The sequence below is a fragment of the Novosphingobium sp. BL-A-28-Hi1-0D genome, assembly GCF_055521755.1.
The window spans coordinates 141,640-167,872 of record NZ_JBVFVV010000002.1 but is presented as its reverse complement, the minus strand read 5'-3'; the positions used below and the strand labels follow the sequence as shown (position 1 = coordinate 167,872).

Genomic DNA, 26,233 nt, shown 5'->3' with positions numbered 1-26,233 from the left:
TCGGAATCCTCGATAGAACGCAGATGAAATCAAAGCGGCTTCAGCGCCAGCGCGGAAGGCGGCTTTTGGGGAAAGACTTTGGCGTAAACCTCGCGCACCGTGGCAAGGCCACCTTCGGCCATGGCCGCCGGGGTGCGCCCGAACTTGTCGGCAAGGTCGGTACGCGCCCCCTTGGCGGCGAGCAGGCGGAGCATGGCTTCAAGCCCCGGATGCCACCCCCCGCCCAGCACGCGGTGCAGCGCAGTCATGCCATTGGCATCGGCAAAGTTCACATCGGGGCTAAGCGTCAGGGCATATTCGAGCGCCTCCGGGCTATGGCTCGAAGCCGCTGCAAGGAGGACGTTGGTGCCATCGCTCAGGACCACGTCGCGGCGTGCTCCTGCCTCGACGAGTTGCCGCATGACGCCGCTCTGCCCCCCTTCTGCCCCTGCGAGTAGGGGGGGAGTTGGAGACTTGGGCGGTGGCGCCACACCAAAGTTCGCCTCGGTCACCCAGGTGATCCGCGAAGGCCCGGTCAAGCCATTGGCATCAGCCCCTTTTTCGAGCAACGCCGCCACCAGCGCGCCCTGCCCCGCCGCGGCGGCAACATGGAGCGGGCGATTGCCATTGCGGTCGATCTCGCCAAGGTCCCAGCCCCGCCGCGCCAGCAGCAACTGCGCCGCCGCCCAGTTCTTCTGGTAAAGCGCCAATTGCAGCGCGCTCGTATTCTCCGGCCCGCGATGGCCAAGGTCCGCGCCGGCATCGACCAGCACCGCCACGGCATCCGCATTCCCGCCCGCGATGGCGAAGAACAGCGGCGTAAATCCGGCAGGCGTCACCCGGTTGACCTTGGCCCCGGCCTTGACCAGCAGCGCCACCGCATCCACCCTGCCCGCCGACGCTGCCCACATGAGCGGCGTCTGCCCGCGCGGATCGGGCGCATCGGCCTTGGCCCCCTTGGCGAGCAGCGCCGCCACGGTCTCCGCAGGCGCAAACCGCGCGCAGAGCGACAAGGGCAAGGCCCCTTCCGCCCCCGCCTTGCGCGGATCGGCCCCGGCAGCAAGCAGCGCCGAGACAATCGCCGGATTGCCCCGCTCGCAGGCCAAAGCCAGCGGCGTCAGCCCATTGGCGTCGGCAAGGTTCGGCTTGGCCCCCGCGCCCAGCAGCGCCGCCACCAGCGCCGGGTCCTGCACCTCGACCGCGCGGGCAAGCGGGCTCTCGCCATAGTCGAGCGGCGCATTGGCATCCGCACCACCCGACAGCGCCGCCTGCAAGGCCGCCGCATCGTCCGCCGCAATCGCGTCCGCCACCGGCGAGGCGCCCGTGAGCAGCAAGGCGGCGACAAGCTCAAGCATCGGCCAGCCCTTTGAGCGGCCCGCTGCTATCCCCGAACTTGGTGGCAGGCACGCCCAGCAGGTTCAGCCCGGCCAGCATCAGGTCCGACATCGAGGTCCCCTGCGCCACTGTCAGGTGCCGCCCGCCCGAGACCAGCCCGCCGCCCACGATCACCGGCAAGTCCATGAAATCGTGGTCGTTCGAATCCCCGAACGCCGATCCGCGCAGCACCAGCATGGTATCGAGCAGCGACCCTTCGCCATCGCGCACGTCCTTCAGCCGCTGCAGCATGTAGGCGAAGAAAGTCATGTGATAGCGGTTGATCAGCGCCAGCTTGGCCATCTTGTCCGGGTTCTTGCCGTGATGGCTGAGCATGTGGTGCGAATCCGGCACGCCGATTTCCGGATAAGTCCGGTTCGAAATCTCGCGCCCGATCATGAAGGTGCCGACCCGCGTCAGGTCCGCCTGCAGCGCCAGCACCTGCAGGTCGATCATCAGCTTCACGTGGGTCGCAAAGTCATCGGGAATGCCCGCTGGAGCCTGCATCGGAGTGCCCTGCGGCCCCTGCGCCGAGGCCGCCGGAGCCCCCTGCGCCCGCTGTATCCGCTTCTCGATCGCGCGGGTGGCGTCGAGGTACTCGTCCAGCTTGTGCCGGTCCTCCATGCCCAGCGCGCCCGAGAGCCGCGCCGCATCCTCGCGCACGAAATCGAGGATCGAGCTCTGCCGCCGCAGCTGCGCGAGGCGGCTCGTCTCGTCCAGCGCCTCGCCATCGCCGAACAATCGCTCGAACACGTCGCGCGGATTGGCGGTCACCGGCAGCGGCACCGTCGGCGTGGCCCACGAGATGCCATTGGTATAGGCGCAGGAATAGTTGATGTCGCAACTGCCGAGCAGGCTCGCCTGATCGATGCCGAGTTCAAGCGAGGGAAGCTGCGTCGCCTCTCCCAGATGCGCGGCGAACACCTGGTCCATCGATACGCCGCAGCGAATGTCCGGCCCCTCGGTCTGCTTGGCATGCGCGCCGGTCAGGAACGCCGGACAGGACCGCCCATGTCCCGCCGGTCGATCCCCGAATGCCGCTGCCTGCGGATGGCCCAGCCCTGTCACGAACAGCAAGTCCTTGCGATGCGGCTCCAAAGGCGCAAGCGTCTGCGGCAGCGTGAAATCGGCCCCCGTCCCCACGGGCCGGTACTCCGCCATGGTCATGCCGTTGGGCGTATAGAACACCTGCAACCGCTTGGGCCGCTGCGCAATGTCTGCCGCCTTGGCGCTCGGCATCATCGCCTCGAGGAACGGCAGCGCCAAGGTCGTGCCCAGCCCGCGCAGTACCGTGCGGCGCGAAAGAGGGGCGCGGCGCACGATCATCGCTGCACCTGCGCCACTTTCAGCCCCGGAGCCCGCCGCATGGTGAACGCCGGACCGGTCACGATCCCCCGCACGATAGTCTGCACGCGATAGTCCTCCTGCGCCGCCTTGCGCGCGATGGCGCGGACGGCGGGCATGTCCTGCGGCCCCAGCCCGCGCGCGAGGGCATAAGTCATCAGCCGCTCGGTAAAGGCCTGCGCAAATTCGTCGCGCCGCTCCATCAGCACCTGCTGCAGTCCGGTGAACCCGGCAATCGCGCGGCCATCGGGCAGCACGGCGGTATTGTCGATGTCCTGCCCCGCATCGACCGTCCGCCAGGCGCCCACCGCGTCGAAGTTCTCGAGCGCAAAGCCGAGCGGGTCCATCTTGGCGTGGCAGGCGGCGCAGGTCGGGTTGGCGCGATGCAGTTCCAGCTGCTGGCGCGCGGTCAGCTTGCGCCCGTCATGCTCGGCCTTCAGCGCGGGCACATCGGGCGGCGGCGGGGGCGGCGGCGAGGCGAGCATGTTGTCGAGCACCCACTTGCCCCGCTTCACCACGGAAGTGTGGTTGCCATAGGAGGTCACCGTCAGGATGCTCGCCTGCCCGAGCAGCCCGCCGCGCGTGGTTGCAGGGTCCAGCGCCACCTTGCGAAACGCCGTGCCGCTGACGCCCGCGATGCCATAATGCCGCGCCAGCCGCTGGTTGAGGAAGGTGTAGTCGGCGCGGATGAAATCGGTCACGGGCCGGTTCGCGCCCATGACATAGGCGAAGAACATCTTCGTCTCGGTCGCCATCGCGCTGCGCAACCGGGTGTCGAAATCGGGAAACTCGGTGATGTCCGGGCGCTGCTGATCGAGGTTGCGCAAGTAGAGCCACTGGCCTGCGAAATTTTCGGTCAGCGCCTGCGCCTTGGGATCGGCCAGCATCCGCGCAATCTCGGCATCGAGCACGCCGGGGGAGCGCAACCGCCCCTGCTCGGCCAGCGCCAGCAGCCGCTCGTCGGGGATCGAACTCCACAGGAACAGCGCGAGCCGCGTGGCGAGATCGAGGTCCGACACGCCATAGGCCGCACCCGCAATCCCTGCAGGGGGCGGGCTTTCCACCACGAACAGGAACTGCGGCGATACCAGGATCGCCTCAACCGCCGCCTCGATGCCCTGCTCGAAACTGCTCCCCGCCCGCGCCGCGCCATAGATGCGCAGCAAGGGCGCAACATCCGCCGCCGTTACCGGCCTGCGCCACGCCCGCCGCGCGAGCGCGGAGACGATAGTCTGAGCACAAGGCCCTTCCTCCGCCGCATTGCGCGGACGGCATTGGAAAAGCCCCGGAGTTCGTGGCGGTCCGCCCTTCGCATCAAAAGGCCCCGCCACGTCCAGCTGCAGCACGTCGCGCGGGAAATTGCGCTGCGAATAGCGCGGGTGCATCCGCCACGAAGGCACCTGCACCGTGCCCGCCCGCTTGCCATCCACCCACACGTCCATTGGCAGGAGCTTCGGCGTGTCGAGCGGCAGCGGCACGTAGTCGGTGTTGTTGCGCAAGAACTGCACGCTCTCGTCCGGCCAGGTCTGGCGGCGGAACGATACGCCGATGCGATGCTCGCCCGCGCTCAACCCCACGCGCAGCGAATAGCGGTCCTCGACCAGCCGGTCGGTCTCGTTATTGGTGTTCGAGTTCAGCCACGCGACGATATCGTAAAGCCCATCGGCCCGCGCGACATAGCGCACCGCCGTACCCCCGCGCGAGGCCAGCGGCAGGTCGCCCGCGCCGAACGCATCGACGGCGCGCTCGTTGTAGGCCGGAACCCCGCCGTTCATCACCGAGCCGTCCTTGGGCACCTGCCATGTCGTCACGAAAGGCCGCGTCGGCACCAGCCCGGTCGCCATCCGCGCCACCTTGCCCGCCACCGCGACATAGCGCTCCATCAGCGTGGGCGAGACGCTGAGCACATCGGCGATGTTATCGAACCCGAAGCCCGAATTGTCCGGCGGCAAGGCGCGGGCAAGATCCGCCTCGACGCCGAGCAGATCGCGCACCGCATTGGCATACTCGGTGCGGTTCAACCGTCGCACCGCGCTGCGGCCGGGATCGGGATGCGCCGCCACATATTGCGCCCGCGCGCTGTCGAGCCATTCGACTACGGCGGCGCGCTGGGCCAATTCCGGCTGCGGCTTGGAATGGGGCGGCATCTCACCCGTCGCCATGCGGCGCAGGATCTTCTCCCAGGCTTCCGCATTGCGGCCATCTGCAAGGTCCGAAGCCTTGAGATCGGCCACGGAAAGCCCGGCGACATGATCGAAATCGTTGTGGCAGCGCGAACAGAACTTATCGAGCATCGGCTCGACCATGGCGGCGCGGCTCTGCGCCAAGGCGTCAGGTGCAGCAGCCGCAGGCTCAGCCCCGGATTGCGCGGACAGCAGCAGGCTCGACGCTGCGAGCAGCCCACTCAGGCCCAATAGAATTCGCGCCCCTTTTGCCATTGGCGCGGGACTATCGGGCGGGGGTGCACGCGTCCATTGCCATTAACGGCACGACCCATAGCGATAAATCGCGCACCCCCGGACGAGCGGCGCTCACATCAGGCCGAGCTTGCCCCCGCTTGCCGCATAGGCGCGGAAGGCCTCGAAGCGTTCGGGCGAGGACACGGCGGGGCGCATCCCTTCGCGGTCGCCCAGCCCCATCACCGTCGCGCCGGTCTTCGACACCTTCGCCCAGCCTTTGCCCGGAACCCCGCTGCGCATGAATGCCAGCAGACGGTCCTGCCATTGCCGGACAACGCGATCGTCTGCAGGCTTCCACGCCCGTTCGCCGATGCCGATATTGCCGAACACATAGGGCAGCTGCGAAGAGTGGAAGGCCCCCCACGATTGCCCGCCGTTCACCGCCGGATAGGCATGGTCATAGAGATAGGCGAAGACCGGCTGCTGCGCCGTCCGCGTGCGCTCGCGCGCCCAGAGCAGCAGCCCCGCCATGTAGCGATCCCGCGCGATCAGCGTGTTCGATGCCACCGCCTCGGCGTCCGTCGCGTGTGGGTAAAGCGCCAGCAGACGCTCGGCAGAAGCACCATAGCGCGCCCGCACCGCCGCTTCGAACTGCGCAGGCGTGCGCACCGAGGGGTCGATCATCTCCGCGCTGTTGTAGCCCGAGATCAGCGGCACCGGGCTCGCCACAGGGCCGCTTGGGCGGATCGGATCGAACGGCACCACCTTGCCATCGACATTGGGCACGAACATCAGCCGCGGCGGCCCGCTGCTGGCGCCGGGAACATAACGCGTCGCCTCGACAAGCGCCTCGGCGGGCTCCGCGCGCATGTCGGCAATGCTCGCCTTGCCGAGCTTGGCCGCAAGGTCGCTCCCGATCTGCTCGTTCTGCTTCAGGGGCGGCACGTCCACCGCCATGCTCGCCCCGCTGAAGGCGATGGCCTTGTCGAACAGGCCCTTGGCCATCGGCGAGACCATCAGGTCCGCCACCGATGCCGCGCCCGCGCTCTCGCCCGAGACGGTCACGTTGCCAGCATCGCCGCCAATCTTGCCGGCATTGGCCCGCACCCATTTCAGCGCGGCGATCTGGTCAAGCAGCCCGTAGTTGCCGGATGACCCCAGCGGCGATTCCGCGGTGAGCGCGGGATGGGCCATGAAGCCCAGCACGCCAACGCGGTAGTTGATCGTCACCACCACGGCGCCCTTCGCCGCCAACTTCGCGCCATCATAGATCGGCAGGCTGCCCGCACCGCCACCGAAGCCGCCGCCGTGGATGAAGACCAACACCGGCAGCTTCTTCGTGGCTGCGCTCTTAGGGCGCCACACGTTGAGCGTCAGGCAGTCCTCGCTCATCGGCGGGGCGGCAAGGAATTCAGCGGTGTACGGCCCCCACGGCGCGGGCACGCCCTGCTGGCACACAGCCCCGAACGCCGATCCGTCGCGCACGCCCTGCCAGACCGGCGCAGGTTGCGGCTCACGCCAGCGCATCGCCCCCACCGGCGGCGCGGCGTAGGGAATGCCGAGGAACGCCTCTGCACCCCCCTTCACCACCCCGCGCACCGCGCCGCCACTGGTCGGGACGACTGTCCGCGCAAGCCCTGCCTGCGCGGCGAAGGAAAGGGCCAGCGCCCCGGCGACGGCAAGGTTCCGCATCATGTCCGGCCTCAATATTCGAAGGTTTCGCTCATCGTGCGATAGGGCACCGGCGGCGGCGCATCCAAAGTCTGGCCGGTGTCGGTACGATAGGGATTGTTGCGCATGGTCACCGGCGCATCTGGCTTGGGCATCAGCACCGGCTTTCCGTCCTCGCCGAAGTACATCAGGTCATCGGCAAAGGGGTTGTCCTGCGATTTGGCGGCAAAGGGAATCCAGCCCATGCCATGGGGCGAACGCGCCACTTCGTAGCAATGCAGGTGCCAGATCTTCCACTGCCCGTCCTGGCGGATGAAGTCGACGCCGTACTTGACCATGATCTCGTGCATCCACACGCGCTTGCCGTCGATCATCAGGTCCTTGACGTACATGAAGTCGGGCGCCTTCTTCGCCGCCTCGGGATCGGTCAGCCCGGATTCCACGCCCGCCATCACGAACAGGCCTTTGGCGGTCTGCCCATCGGCCGCCACCTCGATCAGCGGCGAGGCGAGGTAGTGGAAGATCAGCTTGCCCGCCGGATTGGGCCGCTGCGCGTGATAGCCGGTGATCGATTCCCAGGAGGTATAGACCCCGTTGTTCGAATACTGCGCGCGTATGCCGGGCGTGCCCTTCTTCGCCCAGAGCGGAATGATCTCGGGATCGTGAAAGGCGTTGTGCAGATACATGTAGCGCGAGAACAGGTTCTGGATATCCCCCCGGTCGCGCGCAGACTGGGCCGTGGCCCTGAGCTGCGAGACTTCAGCCCTGAGCGCGGCGATCTCGGCAGAAACGTCGTCCTTGGCCAGCACCGGCGTTGCCAGTCCCAGAGTGGCCGCACCGATCGCCAGCATGCCCTTGCGCAAGTGATGAATTGTCATGTCGCTCTCCCATTGGCAGCTCCTGTCGCGGCACGTCTTCGCGCTCGCTGCTGCCCGGTACCAAAACAAGTATGTTGATTCTAAAATGGGGTCAAGCGGCGATTGACAGGCCTTGACGGCGAGGTTGAATTAGTAGAATATCTATTCCAATAGAGGGCGCCAGACCCCAGGAGAGAGCGAGAGGCATCCGGCCCGCAATGGCCCGAACCCCAGCCCTGTCCGACCTGTAAACTCGGCACTGAACCGAACCGCAGCCTGTGCCCGGCTATCCGCAAGAACCCCCGCCAAGAGGTGACGTGTGTCGAAGATCAAGAGAGGCGTGAGCCTCTATTCCTATCAGAACGAGACCTTCCAGGGTAAGATGACCCTCGAGGACTGCATCCGCACCAGCGCGGAACTCGGTGCCAAGGGCATCGAGATCATCGGCGAGCAGACCTTCTGGGGCTGGCCCGAATATGGCGCGGCCGATGCCGATGTCGAAAACTGGCACCGCCTGATCAAGCAGTATGACTGCACCCCCGTCAGCCACGACTTCATGCTCGACTACAAGCGCTACAAGGGCCGCATCATGCCCTTCGACGAGCAGGTCGCCAGCGTGAAGAAGGACATCGAATTCGGTGCCCGCCTCGGCATGAAGTACATCCGCGCGCTCGTATCGATCGCCCCCGAAGTGCTCGTCGCCGCCGCGCCTTACGCTGAAGAACATGGGCTCAAGATCCTGATCGAGGTCCACGCCCCGCTGCACTTCGATCATCCGTGGATCATCCGCCACGCCGAAGCCTTCGAGAAGTCGGGCTCCGACGCGCTCGGCTTCCTGCCCGACATGGGCATGTTCCTGTTCAGGTTCCCGCCCGTTTGGAAGGAAAAGTTCCTCCGCATCGGCGTGCCGCAGAACATCGCCGACTACGTCGAAAAGGCCTACGAGGACCGCGTCCTTTCGGAATACGTCATCCTCGATGTCCAGCAGATGGGCGGCACCGGCCCTGCCATCGCCATGGCCGAAACGCTGCGCCACAACGCCGCGTTCGAACCCAAGCGCATGCTCGACTACATGCCGCGCATCCACAACATCCACGGCAAGTTCTACCAGATGGACGAGGACTACGTGGAGCCCTCGATCCCCTACGACAAGATCGTCGAAGTCCTCAAGCAGGGCGGCTACGAAGGTTACATCTGCTCGGAATACGAAGGCAACCGCTGGATCGAGGATGCGCAGGAGCCAGACTCGGTCGAACAGGTCCGCCGCCAGCAGGTCATGCTCGCCCGCCTGCTGGGCGAAGCCGAAGTCCCCACGATCAAGACCTCGCCCACCGCATCGGCTGACGCCGAAGCCACCCGCGAAGCCGCAGAATAAGGAGAGCCTTCCCATGATGGACAACAAGATGATCGTCGAGGGCAGCCTCCAGTCCGTGGAGGGTGGCTTTTCCTTCCTCGGGCGCCTGCCCTACTACCGCGGCCTTGGTCTTTCGATGATCGAGGACATCCAGGTCACCGTCGATGGCGAAGTCCAGCCGCGAGAATCGGTGCGCTTCAGCGTGCGCGGCAAGACCTACACGCTCGACGAAATGGAAACGGTCTATGACGACCGCTGGAACTTCGGCGAAAAGGCGCAGATCATCGTGCTGAACGGCGGCCTTTCCGCTGGCACCCACACGATCACTTTTGCCGTGCGCAACCGCGTCTCCTACCTGCCCTTCGTGCCCACCACCAAGGACACCAAGGACCTCGCACTCGCCGCCTGATTCCCGAACCCGGCGTCCCCGCGAAAGCGGGGACGCCGGTGTTGTTACGGAACGCAAGGGACGGAGCGCAAATGCCAAACCGCCGCACCATGCTGCAGGGCCTAGCCGTAGCAGCAGCAACAACCGCCCTCCCCGCCATCGCCCGCATTCCTGCAGCGCCCTCCCCATGGCGCGCCCTGTTCAATGGCCGCAACCTCGATGGCTGGACGATCTACCAGGACGGCGAAGGCAACCGCGATGCGCACAACGCCATCCGCATCGAAAAAGGTGTGCTGCACATGCTGGGCAGCAGCTTTACCGGCCCCGATAAGGCCAGCTTCGGCCACATCGCCACGACCGGCACCCACGCCAACTACCACCTGCGCATGGACTTCCGCTTCGGCGAGCGCCGCTTCGCCCCGCGCGGGTGGCAGCGCCGCAATTCCGGCCTGCTCTACCATATGGCCCCCGAGCTTGACCGCCTGTTCCCCGATTGCGTCGAATTCCAGTTCGAAGAGGGCGACATCGGCGATGCGATCATGGTCAACACCAAGGCGCTGCAAGGCCCGCTGCTCGGCGGCACGCCGCTCTGGCCCAACTACTTCCCAGGCCTGCCCACCGACTATGCCGAACCGATAAATGCCGGCGGCATCGCCCGCCAATGGCACCGCCACGCCGGCACCTACGAACGCATCGACGACTGGAACACCGTGGACCTCGTCGTCTTCGGCGACCAGGCGGCGCACCTTGTCAACGGCCGAATCGTCAACACCCTGTTCCGCATGATAGACCGGGGCGGCCAGCCGCTCAACGGAGGACGCATCGCGCTCGAATTCGAAGCCGCCGAAGTCCTGATGCGCAACGTCATGATCCGCGACCTGACCGAGGCCGAAATCGCCCTGACCCGCAAGCAGGGGTCGTACTGACCCGCTGCGTCCCCGCGAATGCGGGGACCTCGGTGTTGTCAAGGAACGCCTGAAAGTTGAGCGGCGGTGCACTGCAGGATGTTTCTCGCAGAGACGCAGAATCCCAGACAAAAAAGGGGGCGGCGCGATTGAACGCGCCGCCCCTTTGAAGTTGAGGAACTCTGACTGGCAGAGCCCTTCGGGTCGCATGGGCGTATTAGCGCCGATCGACGCACGAGAATGTGCGGGACTTCACACCTCGCGAAGATTTCTCTCACTTTCCTCCGGCGCAGGTTCGGCGTTCGGGAACGGTCCGTTAAGGCGCACGATGGCGATGTTGAGGCAGGCCGCGAAGCTGACCCAGACCAGATAGGGCACGATCAGCCAGCTCGCCAGAACCGAGAACTGGCGCAGCACCACGCATAGCGCGAAGACCGAGAGCCACAGCGGCACCACCTCGATCAGCGCCCAGTCCGGTCGCCTGAGCGTGAAGAACAGCGGCGACCACAGGAAGTGGAACACGAAGTTGGCGGCATAGAGCATCACGATCACGCGCCGCCCCCAGTCATCGCCCGCGCCTTCCCAGCTGAGCACCATGGCCCATGCCGCAAGGCCGAGGATCACTGTCCATGCCGGGCCGAACAGCCAGTCGGGCGGCTGCCATGGGGGCTTGCGCAAATTGCGGTACCACGCGCCAATCTTGGTCAGCACTCCGCCAAGTCCGCCGAGCACGATGGCCCAGGCAATGGCTACGATCACATGTGTTTCCGGCATCACCAGCCTATGGGCTTCCCGCATCACATGCACAACCGGCGATTTGGGCACTGGTTCCGGAGCATTTCGCCGGGCACCAACCCGGCGCTGGCCAGTTGAGCGCTGATGGATGATACGAGCATCGGCCGCGTCGCAACACGGGACCCCTTCATGAGCGAATTGCCCCTTCCCCCTGCCTTCCGCCCGCTCGGAGCCTCCGGCATTGCCGTGTCACCGATTGCGTGGGGCATGTGGCGGCTTGCCGAAGGCGGGAGCAGTGCTGCCGATGCGGCAATGCTGGTTCACGCCGCGCTGGATGCCGGAATCAACTTCCTCGACACGGCAGACATCTACGGCTTCGACGGCAAGGGCGGCTTCGGCGATGCCGAGGCGCTGCTGGGCGATGTGCTGGCAGCAGAACCCGCGCTGCGCACCCGCATGGTTCTGGCCACCAAGGGCGGCATCCTCCCGCCCCTGCCCTATGACCAGAGCCCCGATTACCTGCGCAAGGCCATCGAAGATTCGCTGCGCCGCCTGAAGACCGACGTGATCGACCTGTGGCAGATCCACCGCCCGGATATCCTCGCCCACCCGCACGAAACCGCGCGCGTGCTCGACGACGCCGTGGCCTCGGGCAAGGTCCGCGCGCTTGGCGTCTCCAACTTCACGCAAAGCCAGATCGCCGCGCTCAACCATTTCCTCGGTGAAAAGCTGGCAACGACCCAGCCCGAGATCAGCCCGCTGCGGATCACCTGCTTCGAGAACGGCGAGCTGGATCAGGCGATGCAGCTTGGCCTGACGCCAATGGCCTGGTCGCCGCTCGGCGGTGGCCGCCTTGCAGGCCCCAAGCTCGATCGCGAGATGGCCGTCGCCTCTGCGCTCGATGCCGTGGCCGACGCGCAGGGCGTCTCGCGCACGGTCGCGGCCTATTCCTGGCTCATGGCACACCCCGCCGGGATCGTGCCGATCATCGGATCGCAAAAGGCAGCGCGCATTGCCGAGGGCGCAGCCGCGCTTTCGGTGCGCTGGACACGCACGCAATGGTACGCCGTCCTCGTCGCGGCGCGGGGCGAGCCGCTCCCCTGACTTCCCCCCTCCCGCAAGCTTTGCTTCCCCCCTCCCGCAAGCGGGAGGGGTCGGGGGTGGGCATTCCAATCCTCCCCGCTCTCCACTGCCCCTCCCCACTGCCCCTCCCCACTGGACGTCACCGCCGCCAAGCGCCAATGTCCCCACCTGACAGGAAAGGCGCCTTGGCACAGCACGACACCATCTTCGACGTCGCCGTGATCGGCGGCGGCGTCAACGGCACCGGCATCGCGCGCGACGCTGCCGGGCGCGGGGCTTCAGTCCTGCTGCTCGAGGCGCACGATCTTGCCAGCGGCACTTCGTCCAATTCCAGCAAGCTGATCCACGGCGGCCTGCGCTATCTCGAACACTACGAGTTCGGCCTGGTGCGCGAGGCGCTGGGCGAGCGCGAGACGCTCTGGGCCATTGCCCCGCACATCATCTGGCCGATGCGCTTCGTCCTGCCGTGGGTGCAGGGCCTGCGCCCGCGCTGGCTGCTGCGCCTCGGCCTGTTCCTCTACGACCACCTCGGCAAGCGCCGCCTCCTGCCCGCGACCGAGACGATCCGGCTCGACCGCCACCCTGCCGGAAAGCCGCTCAAGCCCGAATTCGTCCACGGCTTCGTCTATTCCGATGGCTGGGTCGATGACGCGCGCCTCGTCGTGCTCAATGCCCGCGACGCGGCAGACAAGGGCGCCGAAATCCGCACCCGCTGCCCGGTGGAGAAGCTGACGCGCGAGAGCGAACTGTGGCGCATCGAAACACCGCTCGGGCCTTTCCGCGCGCGCGCGGTGATCAACGCCGCCGGTCCCTCGGTCCTCTCGATCCTCGATCGCAGCGGCGAGCAGCACAGCCAGTCGATCCGCCTCGTGCGCGGCTCGCACATCGTCGTGCCCAAACTGTTCGATCACCCCCACCCCTACTTCTTCCAGCTCCCCGATGGCCGCATCTTCTTCGCCATCCCCTACGAGCATGACTTCACCCTGATCGGCACGACCGACCGCGACCACACGCCGGGCACCCCCATCGTCGCCAGCGCCGAGGAGATCGCGTACTTGTGCGAAGGCGCCAGCCGGTTCTTCGCCAAGCCGGTCCGGCCCGAAGACGTCGTCTGGACCTATTCCGGCGTCCGCCCCCTCGTCGATGACGGCTCCGGCAAGCCCGAAGCCGCCACGCGCGGCTACCGCTTCGAACTGAGCCCCGAAGACGAAGGCGCCCCGATCCTCTCGGTCTTCGGCGGCAAGATCACCACCTTCCGCACCCTCTCCGAAGAAGCGGTGGACCGCATGGGGACACGTATTCCAGCCCTCTCCGCCCCGCACTGGACCGACCGCAAACCGCTCCCCGGCGGCGATTTCGGCGTGCACGAAGTGGACAGCCGCATTGCCGATCTCAAGGCGCGCTACCCCTTCCTCGAACCCGCCTGGGCCGAGCGCCTGATCCACTGCTACGGCTCGCTGGCGCCTGAAGTGCTCGGCGATGCGCAAGGGCTGCAGGATTGCGGCCAGCACTTCGGCCACGGTCTCACCGCGCGCGAAGTGCAGTACCTGATTGCGCGCGAGTGGGCGGTGGAGGCACAAGACGTGTTGTGGCGGCGCACCAAGCTTGGCCTGCGCCTGTCACCGCAGCAGCAGGAAAACCTGCGCCGCTTCATGGGGGAGAATGCCGCGAAATGAGCGATGACCAATGCATCCTCGTGCTGGACGAAGGCACCACCTCCACGCGCGTGATCCTCTATTCCGCAGCCGGTGACGTCCTCGCGCTCGCGCAGGAGGAGCTGACCCAACATTACCCCGCCCCCGGCCTTGTCGAACATGACGCCGCGGAGATCTGGGAACGCACCCTGCGCTGCGCCCGCGCCATGGTCGAGCGCGCAGGCGGCCCCTCGCACATCGCCGGGATCGGCGTCACCAACCAGCGCGAGACGGTCGTCGCATGGGACCGCAAGACCGGCGAGCCGGTCACCCGCGCCATCGTCTGGCAGGACCGTCGCACTGAAGAGCAATGCCGGTCCTTACGCGATGCAGGCCATGAAGCCGCGATTCAGCAGACCACCGGCCTCCTGCTCGACCCCTATTTCTCCGCCAGCAAGATGGCGTGGATCCTGCGCAACGTGCCTGAAGCCGCCGCGCTGGGCGATCGCCTCGCCTTCGGCACCGTGGAAAGCTGGCTGGTGTGGAAGCTCACCGGCGGCCTGCACATCTCCGACGTCTCCAACGCGAGCCGCACCTCGCTTTTTCCCCTCGTCGGGCAAACGTGGGACGAAGGCCTGTGCGACCTGTTCGGCGTGCCCCGCTCCGCCCTCCCCGAAGTCGTCCCCAGCGCGGGCGCATTCGGCCGCACCCTGCCTGAAATGTTCGGCGCCCCCATCGCCATCACCGGCCTTGCCGGAGACCAGCAGGCCGCCACCATCGGGCAGGGTTGCTTCGCCAGGGGAGAAGCCAAGGCCACGCTCGGCACCGGCGCGTTCATCCTCTCGAACATGGGCACCACGCCGCCACGCTCCACCCACCGCCTGCTCGGCACCGTGCTGTGCGAACTCGGCGGCGTGCGCACATACGCGCTCGAAGGCTCAGTGTTCGCGGCGGGCAGCGTGATCAAGTGGCTGCGCGACAGCCTCGGCATGCTCTCCAGCTCGGCGGAAAGCGAAGCGCTCGCCCGCTCGGTGCCCGACAGCGCAGGCGTGGTCTTCGTGCCCGCGCTCTCCGGCCTCGGCGCGCCCTACTGGCAGCCCGAGGCCCGCGCCAGCATCACCGGCCTGACCTTCGCCGCCACCCGCGCCCACGTGACCCGCGCGGCGCTGGAATCCATCGCCCACGTCTTCCACGACCTCGCGCGTGCCTACGCGGCAGACGGCGCAGGCTGGGAAGTGCTGCGCCTCGATGGCGGCATGAGCGCCAACGACTGGCTGGCCCAGGACATCGCCAACGTCCTCGCCCTGCGCTGCGAACGCCCCACCGATGTCGAGACGACGGCGCGGGGCGCGGCAATCCTCGCCGCCATCGGCGCCGGCCTCTTCCCTGACCTCACCACCGCCCGCACCTTCATCCCCCGCACCGACGTCTTCGAACCCCGCATGGCCGAGGTAGACCGAGGCACCCGCCTCACTGCCTGGCGCGAGGCACTAGGCAACTGACAGCCCACCCCACACCACCCAAAACATCCGTCACCCCGGCGCAGGCCGGGGCCCATGACCTCTCCCCCGCGCGCACCCTCGCGATCCTGACCGCACCCTCGATCCTCACCGACAGCGCCGCGCCACGCCGCAACGCTGTGGACCCCGGCCTGCGCCGGGGCGACGGGGGTGTTTTACGATGCGTGTGCGATTCCCAACACCGGCCTTAACCCTCTCCCCTTCAGAGGAGAGGGCCCGAAGAGGGGACTTTCAGCGCGGCCTAGGCGCAAAGCCCGCGAATATACCCGAACGCCTCGGCCGAAGGCTTCGTCGGCTGCAGTTCCAGCCCGACCGTGCCCTTGTACCCCACGCGCTCGAACATCGCCAAAGCGCCCGGCCAGTCGATCTTGCCAGACCCCGGCTCGCCCCGGCCCGGCGCATCGGCCACCTGCACATGCACCACCTGATGCATCGCCGCCGAAAGCGCGGCCTCGGGGTCCTCGCCTTCCACCACCGAGTGGTACAGGTCGTAGAGCACCTTCACGCGGGGGTGATCGACCATGTCGGCCACCACCACGCTGTCCGGCGTGGTAGAGCACAGCACGCCCGGATGATCGAAGCGGGTGTTGGCGGATTCGAGCAGGATCGTGACGTCCAGCTCCTCGGCAATCGGCACCAGCTTGCGCAGGGCATCGGCAAAGATCGAAAGCTGCACCGGACGCTTGAGCCACGGCACCCCGCGCCCCGATGTCACCACCACGTTCGAACAGCCCAGCGACTTCGCCGCCGAAGCCGCCTCGCGGAACACTTCGCAGAAACCCTCGTGCGTGGCAGGATCGACCAGCTGCGTCACATAGTCGGCCACCGTGCTGACCAGTTCGACGCCATGTGTCTCCAGCGCCGCCTTGATCGCCCCCAGATCGCGACCCTTGAGCAGGAACAGCTCGACCTTGCGGAAGCCCGCTGCCGCTGCTGCCGCAATGCGGTCCTCGATCCTGTCGCCCGCTTCGGTGAAGCCGTATTCGAGATTTACCGAGAGATCGAAAGCCATGCCTCAAGCCCCCCAGATGCGGCGGGCCATCGCCTGGTGGCGGCGGACCTGCTCGAAGGCATCGCGCGTGTCATAGGCATGGCCTTCCCATTCGGAGACCATCGTGCCGGTGAACCCGCCGTCCTTGAACAGCGGCAGGATCGTGTCGTAGTCGATCGCTTCCTCGACCAGATCCTCGCTCACGCCATAGAACTTGCCGTGGATGTGGATCGTGCGGTCGACCAGCGCGGCCCAGCTCTTGGGATCATGGTTGGAGAGGATGAAGAACGCAAGGCACGCCGCCTGAATCTCCATCGGCCCGTGGCCCTTCGCCACGGCCCATTCGCGCAAGCGCCCGGCCTTCTCGTGGCTCATGCCACCTTCCAGCCAGACCTCTTTCAGCTTGTCGAGCAGGTCCTCCTTGGCCCCCTTGGCGCGCGCGGCGTCGAGCATCGATTCCGGGATACGGCTCGCCGTGCCGCCGAAGTCGGGAATCCAGCCCAGATACGGCGTGTCCAGCTTGTCATACATCTCGCCATAGGCCTGCACGGCGGGGTGCCCCGCCCACATCGGCGCGTGCACTTCCACGCCCATGCGAATATCCAGCTCTTCGGCATAAGGCGCGATTTCGGGCAGCAGGTGCACCGGCAGCGCGAACTGGTAGCGGACCAGCGAAAAGCCCATCTTCTTGGCCGAGCGCAGCTGGCGCTTGTGATATTCCACCAGCGCCGCATCCTCGATTGGCTGCTGGCCGGGCTTGAGGAAGCGGTCCGAGTTGATCGCGCACGAAACCGGGTTCAGCCCCGTCTCGGCGATCATCTGCTTGAATTCTTCGGCAAACTTGTCCGAAACGTCCGGAAATTCGCGGAAGCTCTGGAAGCCGATGATCTCGATGTTCGGCCCAAGCCCGCGCTTGGCGACTTCAGCCAGCAGCGTATCGAGTTCGAACTGACGGGTCAGGAACTCGTTGGTGAACGAATAGAGCGTGACGCCAGTCTGCGGGCCGGTTGCGGTGTTAGACATTGTGCAAATCCTCTCAGGCAGCAGCGACGGTGAGGGTCGACGTCTGCGGATTGGTCCGCTTCATGCCGGGAATGTAGGGCGGGCTGACGAACAGGTTGAGCGAGACCTCATGGGTCGAACCCGCGTTGGCGTTCAGCGATGGCAGCACCAGGAACGCCGAATCGCGCACGAACCAGAAGGTGTCCACGCGCTCGCCATTGTCGGAAAGCGCCCATTCCTCGCCTTCGTAGGAAATGCGCGCATCCGAAAGATCCACAGCCTTTCCATCGATGGTCAACGGCCCGACCTCGACCACCGAGAACGGCAGCGAGCGATACCACGGCAGGCGCATCGCCAGCTTCAGCCCACCCGCCGTGGCGGCAAGCCCTTCTTCCCCGATCACCCGTTCGACTGGCAGCACGTCTCGCTCTCCCGCCTTCAATTAGAATTGTTCTTCTAATCATTGCTTGACACGCGGTCAAGCGCCCGGCAGATAAAAACCGAACTTCAGTTCTATTTTAATTTGAGGGCGGGTGCCAAGGGGTCATGGCGGAATTCGATTACATCATCGTCGGCGCAGGCTCGGCAGGCTGCGTTCTGGCCAACCGCCTCAGCGCCGATCCGCGCAACCGCGTCCTCCTGATCGAGGACGGTGGCGACAACCAGCATCCCTTCATCAAGATGGCCGGCGGCTTCATCAAGATCATGGGCAACCCTGACTATTTCCGCGTTTACCAGACCGAGCCGCGCGAAGGCATGCGCGCCGGCATCCATACTTATGGGCGCGGCCTCGGCGGCTCCTCGGCGATCAATGGCACCTGGTATCTCACCGGCATGCCGAAGGATTTCGACAGCTGGACCGCGCAGGGCCTTCCCGGCTGGGGCTGGTCCGACATCGCCCGCTGCTACCGCAAGTTCGAGGACTACCGCGACCCCGGAGCCCACCCCGGTCGCGGCCACGGCGGCGAGCTGCAGGTCACCGCTTCCACCTACCAGTCGCCGGTGTTCGACGCGCTTGCCGCAGGCTTTGAAGCGCAAGGCATGCCTTGGCTCGATGACATCACCACCCCCGGCAAGCAGGGCGTCGGCCGCAGCCAATATACCGTGGACCGCAAGGGCGTGCGCGAAAGTGCCTACAAGGCTTTCGTCATGCCGATCCTGACGCGCCGCAACCTCACCATCGCCCAGCACACCGCCGTCTCGCGCGTGGTGATCGAGCAGGGCCGCGCCACCGGCGTCGTTACCCACGCCCACGGTGAAGAGCGCATCCACACTGCGCGGCGCGAAGTTATCCTTTCAGCAGGCGTCTATGGCTCGCCGCACCTGCTCCAGCTCTCGGGCATCGGCGCTGGCGCAGCGCTGAACGACCTTGGCATCCCGGTGATCAAGGACCTGCCGATGGTTGGCCGCAACCTGTCCGATCACACCAAGTTCGGCGTCTCGTTCGACCTGACCAACCACCCCGGCACCAACCGCGAATTCTTCGGCTGGCGGCTCTATCGCAACGCGCTGCAATACTTCCTCACCGGCACCGGCCACCTCGCCCGCGTCGGCATGCCACTCACCGGCCTCTACGCCAGCGAGGGCACCGACAAGGACTGGCCCGACCTCCAGGTCGCCGCCGCGCCCTTTGCCATGCGCACCGTGAACGAGATGGCCGCCCGCCCCGGCAGCCCCCTCACCCCCAACCCCGGCCTGACCTTCTCGGGCTACCACCTGCGCCCCAAGAGCCGCGGCTCGATCCGCCTGACCTCGCCGAATTACCGCGACGCCCCCGTCGCCGACGCCGCGATCTGGTCCGACCCATCCGACAAGGCCAAGAGCCTCGAATTGTTCCGCCTGTTCCGCGCCATCGCCGCGTCCGAGCCCTTGAAGCCCTTCATCGGCACCGAACGCATGCCCGGCCCCGACATTCAGGACGAAGCCGCGATCCTTGCCGAGCTGGCGAAAATGGTCGAAGTCGGCCTCCACGGCACCGGCACCTGCGCCATGGGCACCGATGAAGCCACCTCCGTCACCGACGCCCGCACCCGCGTCCACGGCATCGGGCATTTACGCGTGGTCGACTGCTCGATCATGCCCACCCCCGTCTCCGGCAACACCAACGGCCCCGCCATGGCCGTCGCCGAACGCGCGGCGGAGATGATCCTCGAGGATGCGGGATAACAAGCCCCACCGTCAGCGCTCCGCGCTGATCAAGTAGCCATCCAGAACCCTCCCCGTTTTTGCGGAGCACAAATGGGGAGGTGGCAGCCCACAGGGCTGACGGAGGGGAAATCCAACGTCACCCCAAAAAGAACCGCACGATCACCTCGGCAACCCCATCGACATCCCGCAGCACATCCGCTGCGGGCACCCGCAGCACGGTGATTCCCTGCGCCCTAAGCCAGGCATCACGAGCCTCGTCTCGCAGGCCCTGACCGCCCATATCATGTGCAATCCCGTCGATCTCGATGCAGACGCGCGCCTGTGCGCAGTAATAATCCAGCACATAGCGCCCAAGCGGATGCTGCCTTCGAAACTTCAACTCACCAAGCCGCAACCGCTGCCACAACATCGCCTCGGGCATTGAAGGTCCCCCGCGCAACTTGCGCGCGAGCGCCACGTTCCGCTCCTGCCTCGGCCTTGGCAAAGGCCCCCTCCGTCATTTGCTGGCGCAAATGCCACCTCCCCGTTTGTGCTCCGCAAAAACGGGGAGGATCAAGGAGAAGTAACGCCATTCTGACCAAACCCTCCCCATTTTTTCGAGAGGACAAATGGGGAGGTGGCAGCCCGCAGGGCCGACGGAGGGGCCAAAGAAAAAGGACGGCCTCCCGACATTGTAGTTCGCAGCAATCCATGAGACCTTGCGCCAACTGGGCATCAGGGGGTTCTCATGAGAGCACGAATTGCATCCGCGTCGTTCGCATTGATTGCATGCCTCATGTCGCCCGCCAGCCCGGCCATGGCGCAGATCACGCGCATCGCGCCTGAAACCTCGCCCATTGCCGCCAGCGTCGCCGTGCCGCCGGGGGCCACCACAGTCTATATCAGCGGCGCGCTTGCCGCAGAATCGAACATGGCCGCCCCCGCTGGCAGCGTCGAGCGCTACGGCGATACCGAAACCCAGACCCGCTCGGTGCTCAAGCGCCTTGCCGAAGGGCTCGCCGCGCAAGGCATGGGGCCGCAGGACGTCGTGATGATGCGCGTCTATCTCGTCGCCCCGCCGGGCGCCAAGGCCATGGACTTTGCCGGCATGATGAAGGCCTACAAGGAGATGTTCGGCACCCCCGAACAGCCCAACAAGCCCGCGCGCGTGACGGTCGAAGTCGCAGCGCTCGCCGCCCCGCAATTCCTTGTCGAAATCGAAGTCCAGGCCGCCAAGGTCCTGACCAAGTGACCTCGCGCCGCGCCTTTCTCGAGGCGATGGGCAAAGCGGGAGGATACAGCGCAGCCTTCCTCTCGATGCGCGCCTTGGGCCTGCTGTCGATGCCCAGCGCCTTTGCCGACGTACCTGAACTGCCTGCCGGATCGGGAAAGGGCAAATCGGTGGCAATCCTCGGCGCAGGCATCGCCGGGCTGACCGCCGGGTACGAACTGATCAAGGCAGGCTACGCCGTCACCATCCTCGAGGCGCGGGACCGCATCGGCGGCCGGGTCTGGACCATCCGCGGCGGTGACCGCGTCGTGCAGGACGGTCGCGCCGACCAGCTCTGCCAGTTCGACGACGGGCTTTACATGAACGCCGGCGCGGCCCGCCTGCCCACCGAACATCACGCCGTGTTCCACTATGCCCGCGAACTTGGCGTGCCCCTCGAAGTCATGGTCAACGTCAACCGCTCCGCCGTGGTCGATGCGGGCGGCGAGACCGTGTCGCAGCGCCGCGCCGTCAACGATACGCGCGGCCATATCGCCGAACTGCTCGCCAAGTCGATCGATCGCGGCGCGCTGGACCGGGAATTGACCGCCACCGACAAGGAGATGCTGCGCGCCTACCTGACCGACTGGGGCGCATTGTCCGAAGGCGGCAGCTACAAGGGCTCGGACCGCGCCGGATACAGCCGGCTCCCCGGCGGCTATGACGATCCGGGCAAAGTGCTCGATCCGCTCACGCTCGACCAGCTGATGAAACACGGCGATTGGGGCGCGCCTGCCGTGTTCGAGGAAACCTTCGACCAGCAGGCCCCGATGTTCCAGCCCGTCGGCGGAATGGATCGCATCGCCCATGCGCTTTACGACAAGATCAAAGACCGCGTCCGGCTGAACACGGTGGTCACCGGCCTGCGCAATTCGGATCGCGGCGTCACCGTCACGCTGGCAGGGGCCGCACCCGTCACGGCGGACTACTGCCTGTGCACCCTGCCCGCCAATTACGTGGCCAAGCTGACCAACGAATTCAGCGCTGCAAAAACCACATCGCTCGCCAATGCCACCTATATCCCATCGGCCAAGGTCGCATGGGAAGCCCCGCGCTTCTGGGAGGAGGAAGGCATCTACGGCGGCCTTGCCTGGACCGATGCCGCAAACACCCTCGTCTGGTATCCCAGCGGCGGGTGGAACAGCGCCAGGGGCATCCTGATGGGCGCCTATACCTATGGCGGCCGCCCCAATTCCGTCGCCTTCACCCACATGGCCCACGCCGAACGCTTCGCCATCTCGCGCGACGTGATCGAGCGCATGCACCCGGGCAAATCGAAACTGCTGACCAAGCCGCTCACCGTCGCATGGAACGAGACCCGCTACAGCGGCGGCGTCGGCTGCCTTTGGGCCGACGAACAGCGCAAGACCGACTATCTCGAGCTATGCAAACCCGAAGGCCGCATCTTCTTCGCCGGCGAACACCTCAGCTACGTCCCCTTCTGGCAGGAAGGCGCAATCCTCTCGTCCTACGAAGCGATGAAACTCCTGAGAGAGCGCACCGCAGCCGACCGCGTCACAGCTTGAACCACTCCCCATGCAATAGAAGCTTCCCGAGCAACCCACCCCAAAACGCACCGTCGTCCCGGACCTGATCCGGGACCCCGCTTTTCTTCGTCACCCACGCGCCACCAGGGCAGCGGGATTACGGTCAATACGGTGGCCACCCCCGCTACCCGCCACCTTTGTTGGCCACCGCCATTGTCCCCGAGCCCGACAGCCTTAGGATGCGCGAATGCCGCGCCTCATCGCCCTCGTCCTCTCGCTGTTCCTCGCCACCCTCCCTGCCCGCGCGCAGGAGAGCGAACGCCCGCTCGAGCGCTACACCTTCGGCGATGTCGCCTCCCCCACCACCGGCCGCCCTGCCCCCGGCCTGCTCCTCATGGGCGGCGGCAAGCGTGACGCCACCGCGCTCCAGTGGTTCTTCGCCAAGGCTGCGCGCGGACACGTGGTGATCATCAGCGCGTCCTACGGCAAGGATATGGGCGAGGAATTCTTCCGCACCGCCAATGGCCCCGCCTCGGTCGAAGTGCTCGTCTTCCACGCCCGCAGCCAGAGCGCCGATCCCGCCGTCCTCGCCAGCCTCGCCCGCGCCGATGCCATCTTCATCGCAGGCGGCGATCAGGCGCGCTACGTGCGGTTCTGGGGCGGCACGCAAGTCACCCGCCTGCTCGATGCCCATGTCGCGGCGGGCAAGCCCCTGGGCGGCACCAGCGCCGGTCTCGCGGTGCTGGGCGAGGCGCTCTACGGCGCGATGGACGGCAACTCGATCACCAGCGAGCAGGCCCTTGCCGGCCCCTTCGGCCCCGGCGTCACCATAGAGCGCGATTTCCTCCACCTCGCCCCCCTGTCGGGCGTCATCACCGAAAGCCACTTCGCCCAGCGCGACCGCCAGGGCCGCCTGCTCGCCTTCCTCGCCAAGGCGCAAGGCCTGACCGGCAAGCCGATGATCGGCCTCGGCATAGACGAGGACGCCGCCCTCATGGTCGAACCTGACGGCACCGCCCGCCTCGCCACCCCCCACCCGGACGGAGCGGCATGGATCGTCGATGGCACGCCCCTGCGCACCACCACGCCCGGCGCCCCGCTCGAAAGCCCGCCCGTCACCGTCACGCTCGCCGGTCGCGGTTCGGTCGTCCACCTGCCCTCGGGCCGGGTCGATGCGCCGCTGGATCGTCGGCTGTATCAGGTCACGGGCGGAAAGCTCGTCCGCCTGTCGCGCGGAAATGTCGCCCCGCGCGAGTGAAACCTGGATCACACCAATGCTGCAACATTCGTCGCTGGCATGATCGACCATCGCCCGTAAACTGCCGCCGATGTCGGCACTTTGCAGAGTCGGCAACAGGGGGACGAGACATGACGGCGATCACGCGCACGGCCTGCGGCATGGCGATCGCGCTTGCGTTGTGCGGGGGCCTCCCCGTCACCGCATCCGCACAGGAAAAGCCGCCCGAACCGGCCACGGAACTGAGCGAATTCGAAGCCATGGTCGCCGTGCTCGCACCCGAAGTGGCGCGCAACACCCCTGCCCCGGCGTTCAAGGCGGAGCAGGCTTCGATCTACGTGAAGCCCTATCTCGCGGACGATACGAAGTGGGAAAAGGCCGCAAGGACAACGTGGTACAGCGGCCAGATCCCCGCCGGCTTCCCCTCCACCGGCACGGTCGAAGTGCTCTACCTGTCGCAATGCACGCCTGAGGCTTTCGCGGTCGACTGGATGAACAAAGGCGAATGGTCGGCCGACATGAGGGCCGCTGCCGAAACCGCGCTGATCCGTCAGGCGCTGGTCGCCAGGGGGCTGGACGCCACCACGGCTGCCGGGCTTGCGCCAGCAAAGCTTGGCGTGCGCGCCGGGTCCTCGTGGAACCGCGATCAGCCCGACCCGGCGCTCAAGACGCTCAACGCCGCACTCCAGTCCGCGTTCGAAGCTGGCAAGCTCACGCAGCGCATCGCGGTGTTCGAACCGTTCTGCCCGCCCACCCAGCGCGGCACTTATGCGCAGGACGCCGAAAGGTATCAGGCAACCGTGGCAAAGTGGAAAGCCTCGGACGGCCCCGTACCGCCGCCGCCCCTGCCACCCCCGCCGCCGCCACCGCCACCCCCTCCGGTCTATTATGCGGCCGCAATTGCGCCGATAGGCTTCAAGGTGCCCGTCGGCGCAGCGGTCTGGATCGCACCGGAACTCACTGCCCGTATCTGCGAGATGAAGACGAAGGCGCCCTATAGCCCGTCGTGCGGCGGGCAGAGGCTCTACGGGCAGGGCATGAGCCTCACCGGTGTCCGTTACCGCTACTACATGGAACGACCCGGCGCGGCACCAAGGCAGGGCACCTTGAACCTCAACCTGCTGCCCCGTCCCATCGATCTCGGGGAATAGAACAAGGCCAAAGCCATGACGCCGCTCGAACGCTTTCAAGACCTGTTCAAGCAGTTTGGCACCGTGGGCGCACTTGCCGCCACCGGGGCTGCGATTGCCCCGATCATCGGTGCGGCCTCGGGCCTTGCCCCGCCGGGCGCCGATGACCTCTCGTTCGTCACCGCAACCCTGACCTTCCTCACCGTGGCCATGCTGTTCATGTTCCTGCCGCGCACCCGCAAGGGCTTTGCCCGGGTGTTCATCGGCGGGACCACGGCGTTCGCGCTTGCCCTGCTGGCGCAGGTCTATCTGCACATGAAGTTCGTCGTCTCGGTGCCGACGATCGAGCAACCGCTGGTGCTGGGCTGCGGCTGGAAGCCGCTGGTCGCAAAGCTCGCCCGAAGCATGGAGGAGATCGACGCAACCTCGCAATGCCCCGGCGATTACCAGTGGCTGCTGACCAGCGCAGACAACGATCCCGGTCAGGTCTGGACCGCGTCGAGCATCTCCAACATCCAGACCGCCCTTGTCGTGACCTGGGTGCTGATCTTCGTGTTCTTTGCCGTGGCAGTGGGCTCCTTCGTCGTCTACAACGGGCGCCAGAAAGGTCGCCGCCCCGCCGCGCCGGCAGGCTGAGGCTTTTCTCACTGGGCACTGCCCCCAAAGGCCATCAAAGCACGTGGACTGAAAGGGGGCTTTCAGTCTATAATCCTGTCCGTGGCCACCCCTCCCCTCCCCCTCACCGCAATTGCCTGGACGCCCGCGCTGGCCGACAGTCTGGCGGAGGCATCCGCCGCACTGGCGCGTCTGGACGCCCGCGTTTCAGCCAGTCCCTTGCGCCCAGCCTGGCTCCTGCGCGCCTCGTGGGCAGGCTATGCAGCCGCGCTTGCGCTGCAGCAGTCGCCGGTCGAGGAAATCGACATTATTGCCGAGCGCTGCGGCCTGCGCCTCCCCGGCCGCGCCCTCGTCCGCACCGAGGACGAACCCTTCGCCGCCTACGAGTCATGGGCCGCCCTCCTCACCGAACCCGATGGCCGCCACTGGGCCGATGGCCTGCCCTTCACCTTCGATCCGCCCGCTGGCTGGCGCGAGGCCCCTGCCCTGATCCGCGCGCTCCACCTGCTCGACGCCGCCGCGCGCGCGGACCGCACCGTGGCCCCGTGGCTCGCCTTCTCAATGACCTTGCGCCGCATCGGCCTCACCCGCACCGCCCTGCCCTGCGTGGTCCCCGGAGACGCCGCCCAGCGCTTCGCCATGGACCCGCGCCCTGTGCTCCTGCGCCGCCTGCTCAGGACCGTCAGGAAGCAGGCTGAGGACGGTCTGGAGCGCCTTGACCGGCTTGAAGCTACCGCGCGCCGCACTGCCCGCGCCATCGCCGCTGAGCACCGCCCCGGGAAGCTCGCAGACCTCGGCCGGATTGCTCTCGCCCGTCCCTGCCTCGCCGCCCGCAGCCTCGCTCCGCTGACGGGGCTCACCGTCTCGGGCGCAGGCAAGCTGCTCGAACGCGCCACCGCCCTGGGGCTCCTCGCCGAAGTCTCCGGCCGCGGTTCCTGGCGGACTTACGTCGCGCCCGATATCGCCATATCCCTCGGCCTGCGCAGCGCCGAACGCGGGCGTCCGCCTTCGGTTTCGACCCCTGCGCCCGAGGTCGAAGCGATCCTCCAGTCGTTCGACAGCGAGATGGCCGATATCGAGGATCGTCTGCGCAAGCTGGGCATTGCGGTCGAGGACTGACGCCTTCTCCCC

At 66.7% G+C, this 26,233-nt stretch carries 23 protein-coding genes; 13 read left to right on the top strand and 10 right to left on the bottom strand.

The features are described 5' to 3' along the window. Positions 1-29 precede the first annotated feature (29 nt). The 5 genes from ACZ1JW_RS18395 to ACZ1JW_RS18375 all read right to left on the bottom strand — a co-directional run bounded on the left by ACZ1JW_RS18395 (position 30) and on the right by ACZ1JW_RS18375 (position 7,645). A complete protein-coding gene (locus tag ACZ1JW_RS18395) occupies positions 30-1,334 on the bottom strand; it encodes an ankyrin repeat domain-containing protein (protein WP_465143078.1) in 1,305 nt (434 codons plus the stop codon). Then, a complete protein-coding gene (locus tag ACZ1JW_RS18390) occupies positions 1,327-2,679 on the bottom strand; it encodes a DUF1552 domain-containing protein (protein WP_465143077.1) in 1,353 nt (450 codons plus the stop codon). The genes ACZ1JW_RS18395 and ACZ1JW_RS18390 overlap by 8 nt, the downstream gene beginning before the upstream one ends. Then, complete coding sequence (locus ACZ1JW_RS18385) at positions 2,676-5,135, bottom strand: DUF1592 domain-containing protein (RefSeq protein ID WP_465143076.1); 2,460 nt, start codon at positions 5,133-5,135, stop codon at positions 2,676-2,678. The genes ACZ1JW_RS18390 and ACZ1JW_RS18385 overlap by 4 nt, the downstream gene beginning before the upstream one ends. Before the next feature lie 93 nt (positions 5,136-5,228). Continuing rightward, positions 5,229-6,791, bottom strand: a complete 1,563-nt coding sequence (locus ACZ1JW_RS18380) for a carboxylesterase/lipase family protein (protein WP_465143075.1) — start codon at positions 6,789-6,791, stop codon at positions 5,229-5,231. Between the two features lie 8 nt (positions 6,792-6,799). Next, on the bottom strand, positions 6,800-7,645 hold the full coding sequence (locus tag ACZ1JW_RS18375) for a nuclear transport factor 2 family protein (RefSeq protein ID WP_465126770.1): 846 nt from the start codon (positions 7,643-7,645) through the stop codon (positions 6,800-6,802). A 361-nt stretch (positions 7,646-8,006) separates the two neighbouring features. Here ACZ1JW_RS18375 and ACZ1JW_RS18370 point away from each other — a divergent pair, with 361 nt between their 5' ends. The 3 genes from ACZ1JW_RS18370 to ACZ1JW_RS18360 all read left to right on the top strand — a co-directional run bounded on the left by ACZ1JW_RS18370 (position 8,007) and on the right by ACZ1JW_RS18360 (position 10,292). Beyond that, positions 8,007-8,999 carry a sugar phosphate isomerase/epimerase family protein gene (locus tag ACZ1JW_RS18370; protein WP_465143112.1) on the top strand — a complete coding sequence of 331 codons (993 nt, stop codon included), beginning with the start codon at positions 8,007-8,009 and terminating at the stop codon, positions 8,997-8,999. Positions 9,000-9,012: 13 nt separating this feature from the next. Then, positions 9,013-9,387, top strand: a complete 375-nt coding sequence (locus tag ACZ1JW_RS18365) for a C-glycoside deglycosidase beta subunit domain-containing protein (RefSeq protein ID WP_465126769.1) — start codon at positions 9,013-9,015, stop codon at positions 9,385-9,387. Between the two features lie 71 nt (positions 9,388-9,458). Then, positions 9,459-10,292: a 3-keto-disaccharide hydrolase gene (locus tag ACZ1JW_RS18360; protein WP_465143074.1), complete on the top strand. Its 834-nt coding sequence runs from the start codon at positions 9,459-9,461 to the stop codon at positions 10,290-10,292. 231 nt (positions 10,293-10,523) lie between these two features. Here the strand turns inward: ACZ1JW_RS18360 and ACZ1JW_RS18355 are convergent, their stop codons facing one another. Then, complete coding sequence (locus ACZ1JW_RS18355) at positions 10,524-11,045, bottom strand: TspO/MBR family protein (RefSeq protein WP_465143073.1); 522 nt, start codon at positions 11,043-11,045, stop codon at positions 10,524-10,526. Positions 11,046-11,195: 150 nt separating this feature from the next. On the opposite strand from ACZ1JW_RS18355, the gene ACZ1JW_RS18350 reads away from it, so the two are divergent. From ACZ1JW_RS18350 to ACZ1JW_RS18340, 3 genes are all read left to right on the top strand, one after another. Then, positions 11,196-12,110 carry an aldo/keto reductase gene (locus ACZ1JW_RS18350; protein ID WP_465143072.1) on the top strand — a complete coding sequence of 305 codons (915 nt, stop codon included), beginning with the start codon at positions 11,196-11,198 and terminating at the stop codon, positions 12,108-12,110. A gap of 164 nt (positions 12,111-12,274) precedes the next feature. Further along, positions 12,275-13,765 carry a glycerol-3-phosphate dehydrogenase gene (glpD, locus tag ACZ1JW_RS18345; RefSeq protein WP_465143071.1) on the top strand — a complete coding sequence of 497 codons (1,491 nt, stop codon included), beginning with the start codon at positions 12,275-12,277 and terminating at the stop codon, positions 13,763-13,765. After that, positions 13,762-15,225: a glycerol kinase gene (locus ACZ1JW_RS18340; protein ID WP_465143070.1), complete on the top strand. Its 1,464-nt coding sequence runs from the start codon at positions 13,762-13,764 to the stop codon at positions 15,223-15,225. Before glpD ends, ACZ1JW_RS18340 begins: the two co-directional genes overlap by 4 nt. 259 nt (positions 15,226-15,484) lie before the next feature. Here ACZ1JW_RS18340 and ACZ1JW_RS18335 read toward each other — a convergent pair whose 3' ends face one another. The 3 genes from ACZ1JW_RS18335 to ACZ1JW_RS18325 are packed head-to-tail and all read right to left on the bottom strand — an operon-like array spanning position 15,485 to position 17,657. Next, positions 15,485-16,255, bottom strand: coding sequence for a TIM barrel protein (locus ACZ1JW_RS18335; RefSeq protein WP_465143069.1), 771 nt, complete (start codon positions 16,253-16,255; stop codon positions 15,485-15,487). A 3-nt stretch (positions 16,256-16,258) separates the two neighbouring features. After that, entirely contained in the window at positions 16,259-17,257 is a 999-nt protein-coding gene (locus tag ACZ1JW_RS18330; RefSeq protein WP_465143068.1) for a sugar phosphate isomerase/epimerase family protein, read from the bottom strand. A gap of 13 nt (positions 17,258-17,270) precedes the next feature. Beyond that, positions 17,271-17,657, bottom strand: coding sequence for a C-glycoside deglycosidase beta subunit domain-containing protein (locus tag ACZ1JW_RS18325; RefSeq protein ID WP_465143067.1), 387 nt, complete (start codon positions 17,655-17,657; stop codon positions 17,271-17,273). A gap of 125 nt (positions 17,658-17,782) precedes the next feature. Between ACZ1JW_RS18325 and ACZ1JW_RS18320 the strand changes: the two genes are divergently transcribed. After that, positions 17,783-19,402 carry a GMC family oxidoreductase gene (locus ACZ1JW_RS18320; protein ID WP_465143066.1) on the top strand — a complete coding sequence of 540 codons (1,620 nt, stop codon included), beginning with the start codon at positions 17,783-17,785 and terminating at the stop codon, positions 19,400-19,402. Between the two features lie 118 nt (positions 19,403-19,520). On the opposite strand, the gene ACZ1JW_RS18315 is transcribed toward ACZ1JW_RS18320, so the two are convergent. Further along, a complete protein-coding gene (locus ACZ1JW_RS18315; RefSeq protein WP_465143065.1) occupies positions 19,521-19,841 on the bottom strand; it encodes an endonuclease domain-containing protein in 321 nt (106 codons plus the stop codon). A 318-nt stretch (positions 19,842-20,159) separates the two neighbouring features. On the opposite strand from ACZ1JW_RS18315, the gene ACZ1JW_RS18310 reads away from it, so the two are divergent. The 6 genes from ACZ1JW_RS18310 to ACZ1JW_RS18285 all read left to right on the top strand — a co-directional run bounded on the left by ACZ1JW_RS18310 (position 20,160) and on the right by ACZ1JW_RS18285 (position 26,221). Further along, positions 20,160-20,615 (top strand): RidA family protein, encoded by a 456-nt coding sequence (locus tag ACZ1JW_RS18310; protein ID WP_465143064.1) that lies wholly within the window; start codon positions 20,160-20,162, stop codon positions 20,613-20,615. Beyond that, positions 20,612-22,159, top strand: coding sequence for a flavin monoamine oxidase family protein (locus tag ACZ1JW_RS18305; protein ID WP_465143063.1), 1,548 nt, complete (start codon positions 20,612-20,614; stop codon positions 22,157-22,159). The genes ACZ1JW_RS18310 and ACZ1JW_RS18305 overlap by 4 nt, the downstream gene beginning before the upstream one ends. Positions 22,160-22,367: 208 nt before the next feature. After that, positions 22,368-23,378, top strand: a complete 1,011-nt coding sequence (locus ACZ1JW_RS18300; RefSeq protein WP_465143062.1) for a cyanophycinase — start codon at positions 22,368-22,370, stop codon at positions 23,376-23,378. 110 nt (positions 23,379-23,488) lie between these two features. Further along, a complete protein-coding gene (locus ACZ1JW_RS18295; RefSeq protein ID WP_465143061.1) occupies positions 23,489-24,508 on the top strand; it encodes a hypothetical protein in 1,020 nt (339 codons plus the stop codon). A 15-nt stretch (positions 24,509-24,523) separates the two neighbouring features. Beyond that, on the top strand, positions 24,524-25,123 hold the full coding sequence (locus ACZ1JW_RS18290; RefSeq protein WP_465143060.1) for a hypothetical protein: 600 nt from the start codon (positions 24,524-24,526) through the stop codon (positions 25,121-25,123). A gap of 81 nt (positions 25,124-25,204) precedes the next feature. Continuing rightward, positions 25,205-26,221, top strand: coding sequence for a hypothetical protein (locus ACZ1JW_RS18285; RefSeq protein ID WP_465143059.1), 1,017 nt, complete (start codon positions 25,205-25,207; stop codon positions 26,219-26,221). The last annotated feature ends 12 nt before the right edge of the window (positions 26,222-26,233 follow it).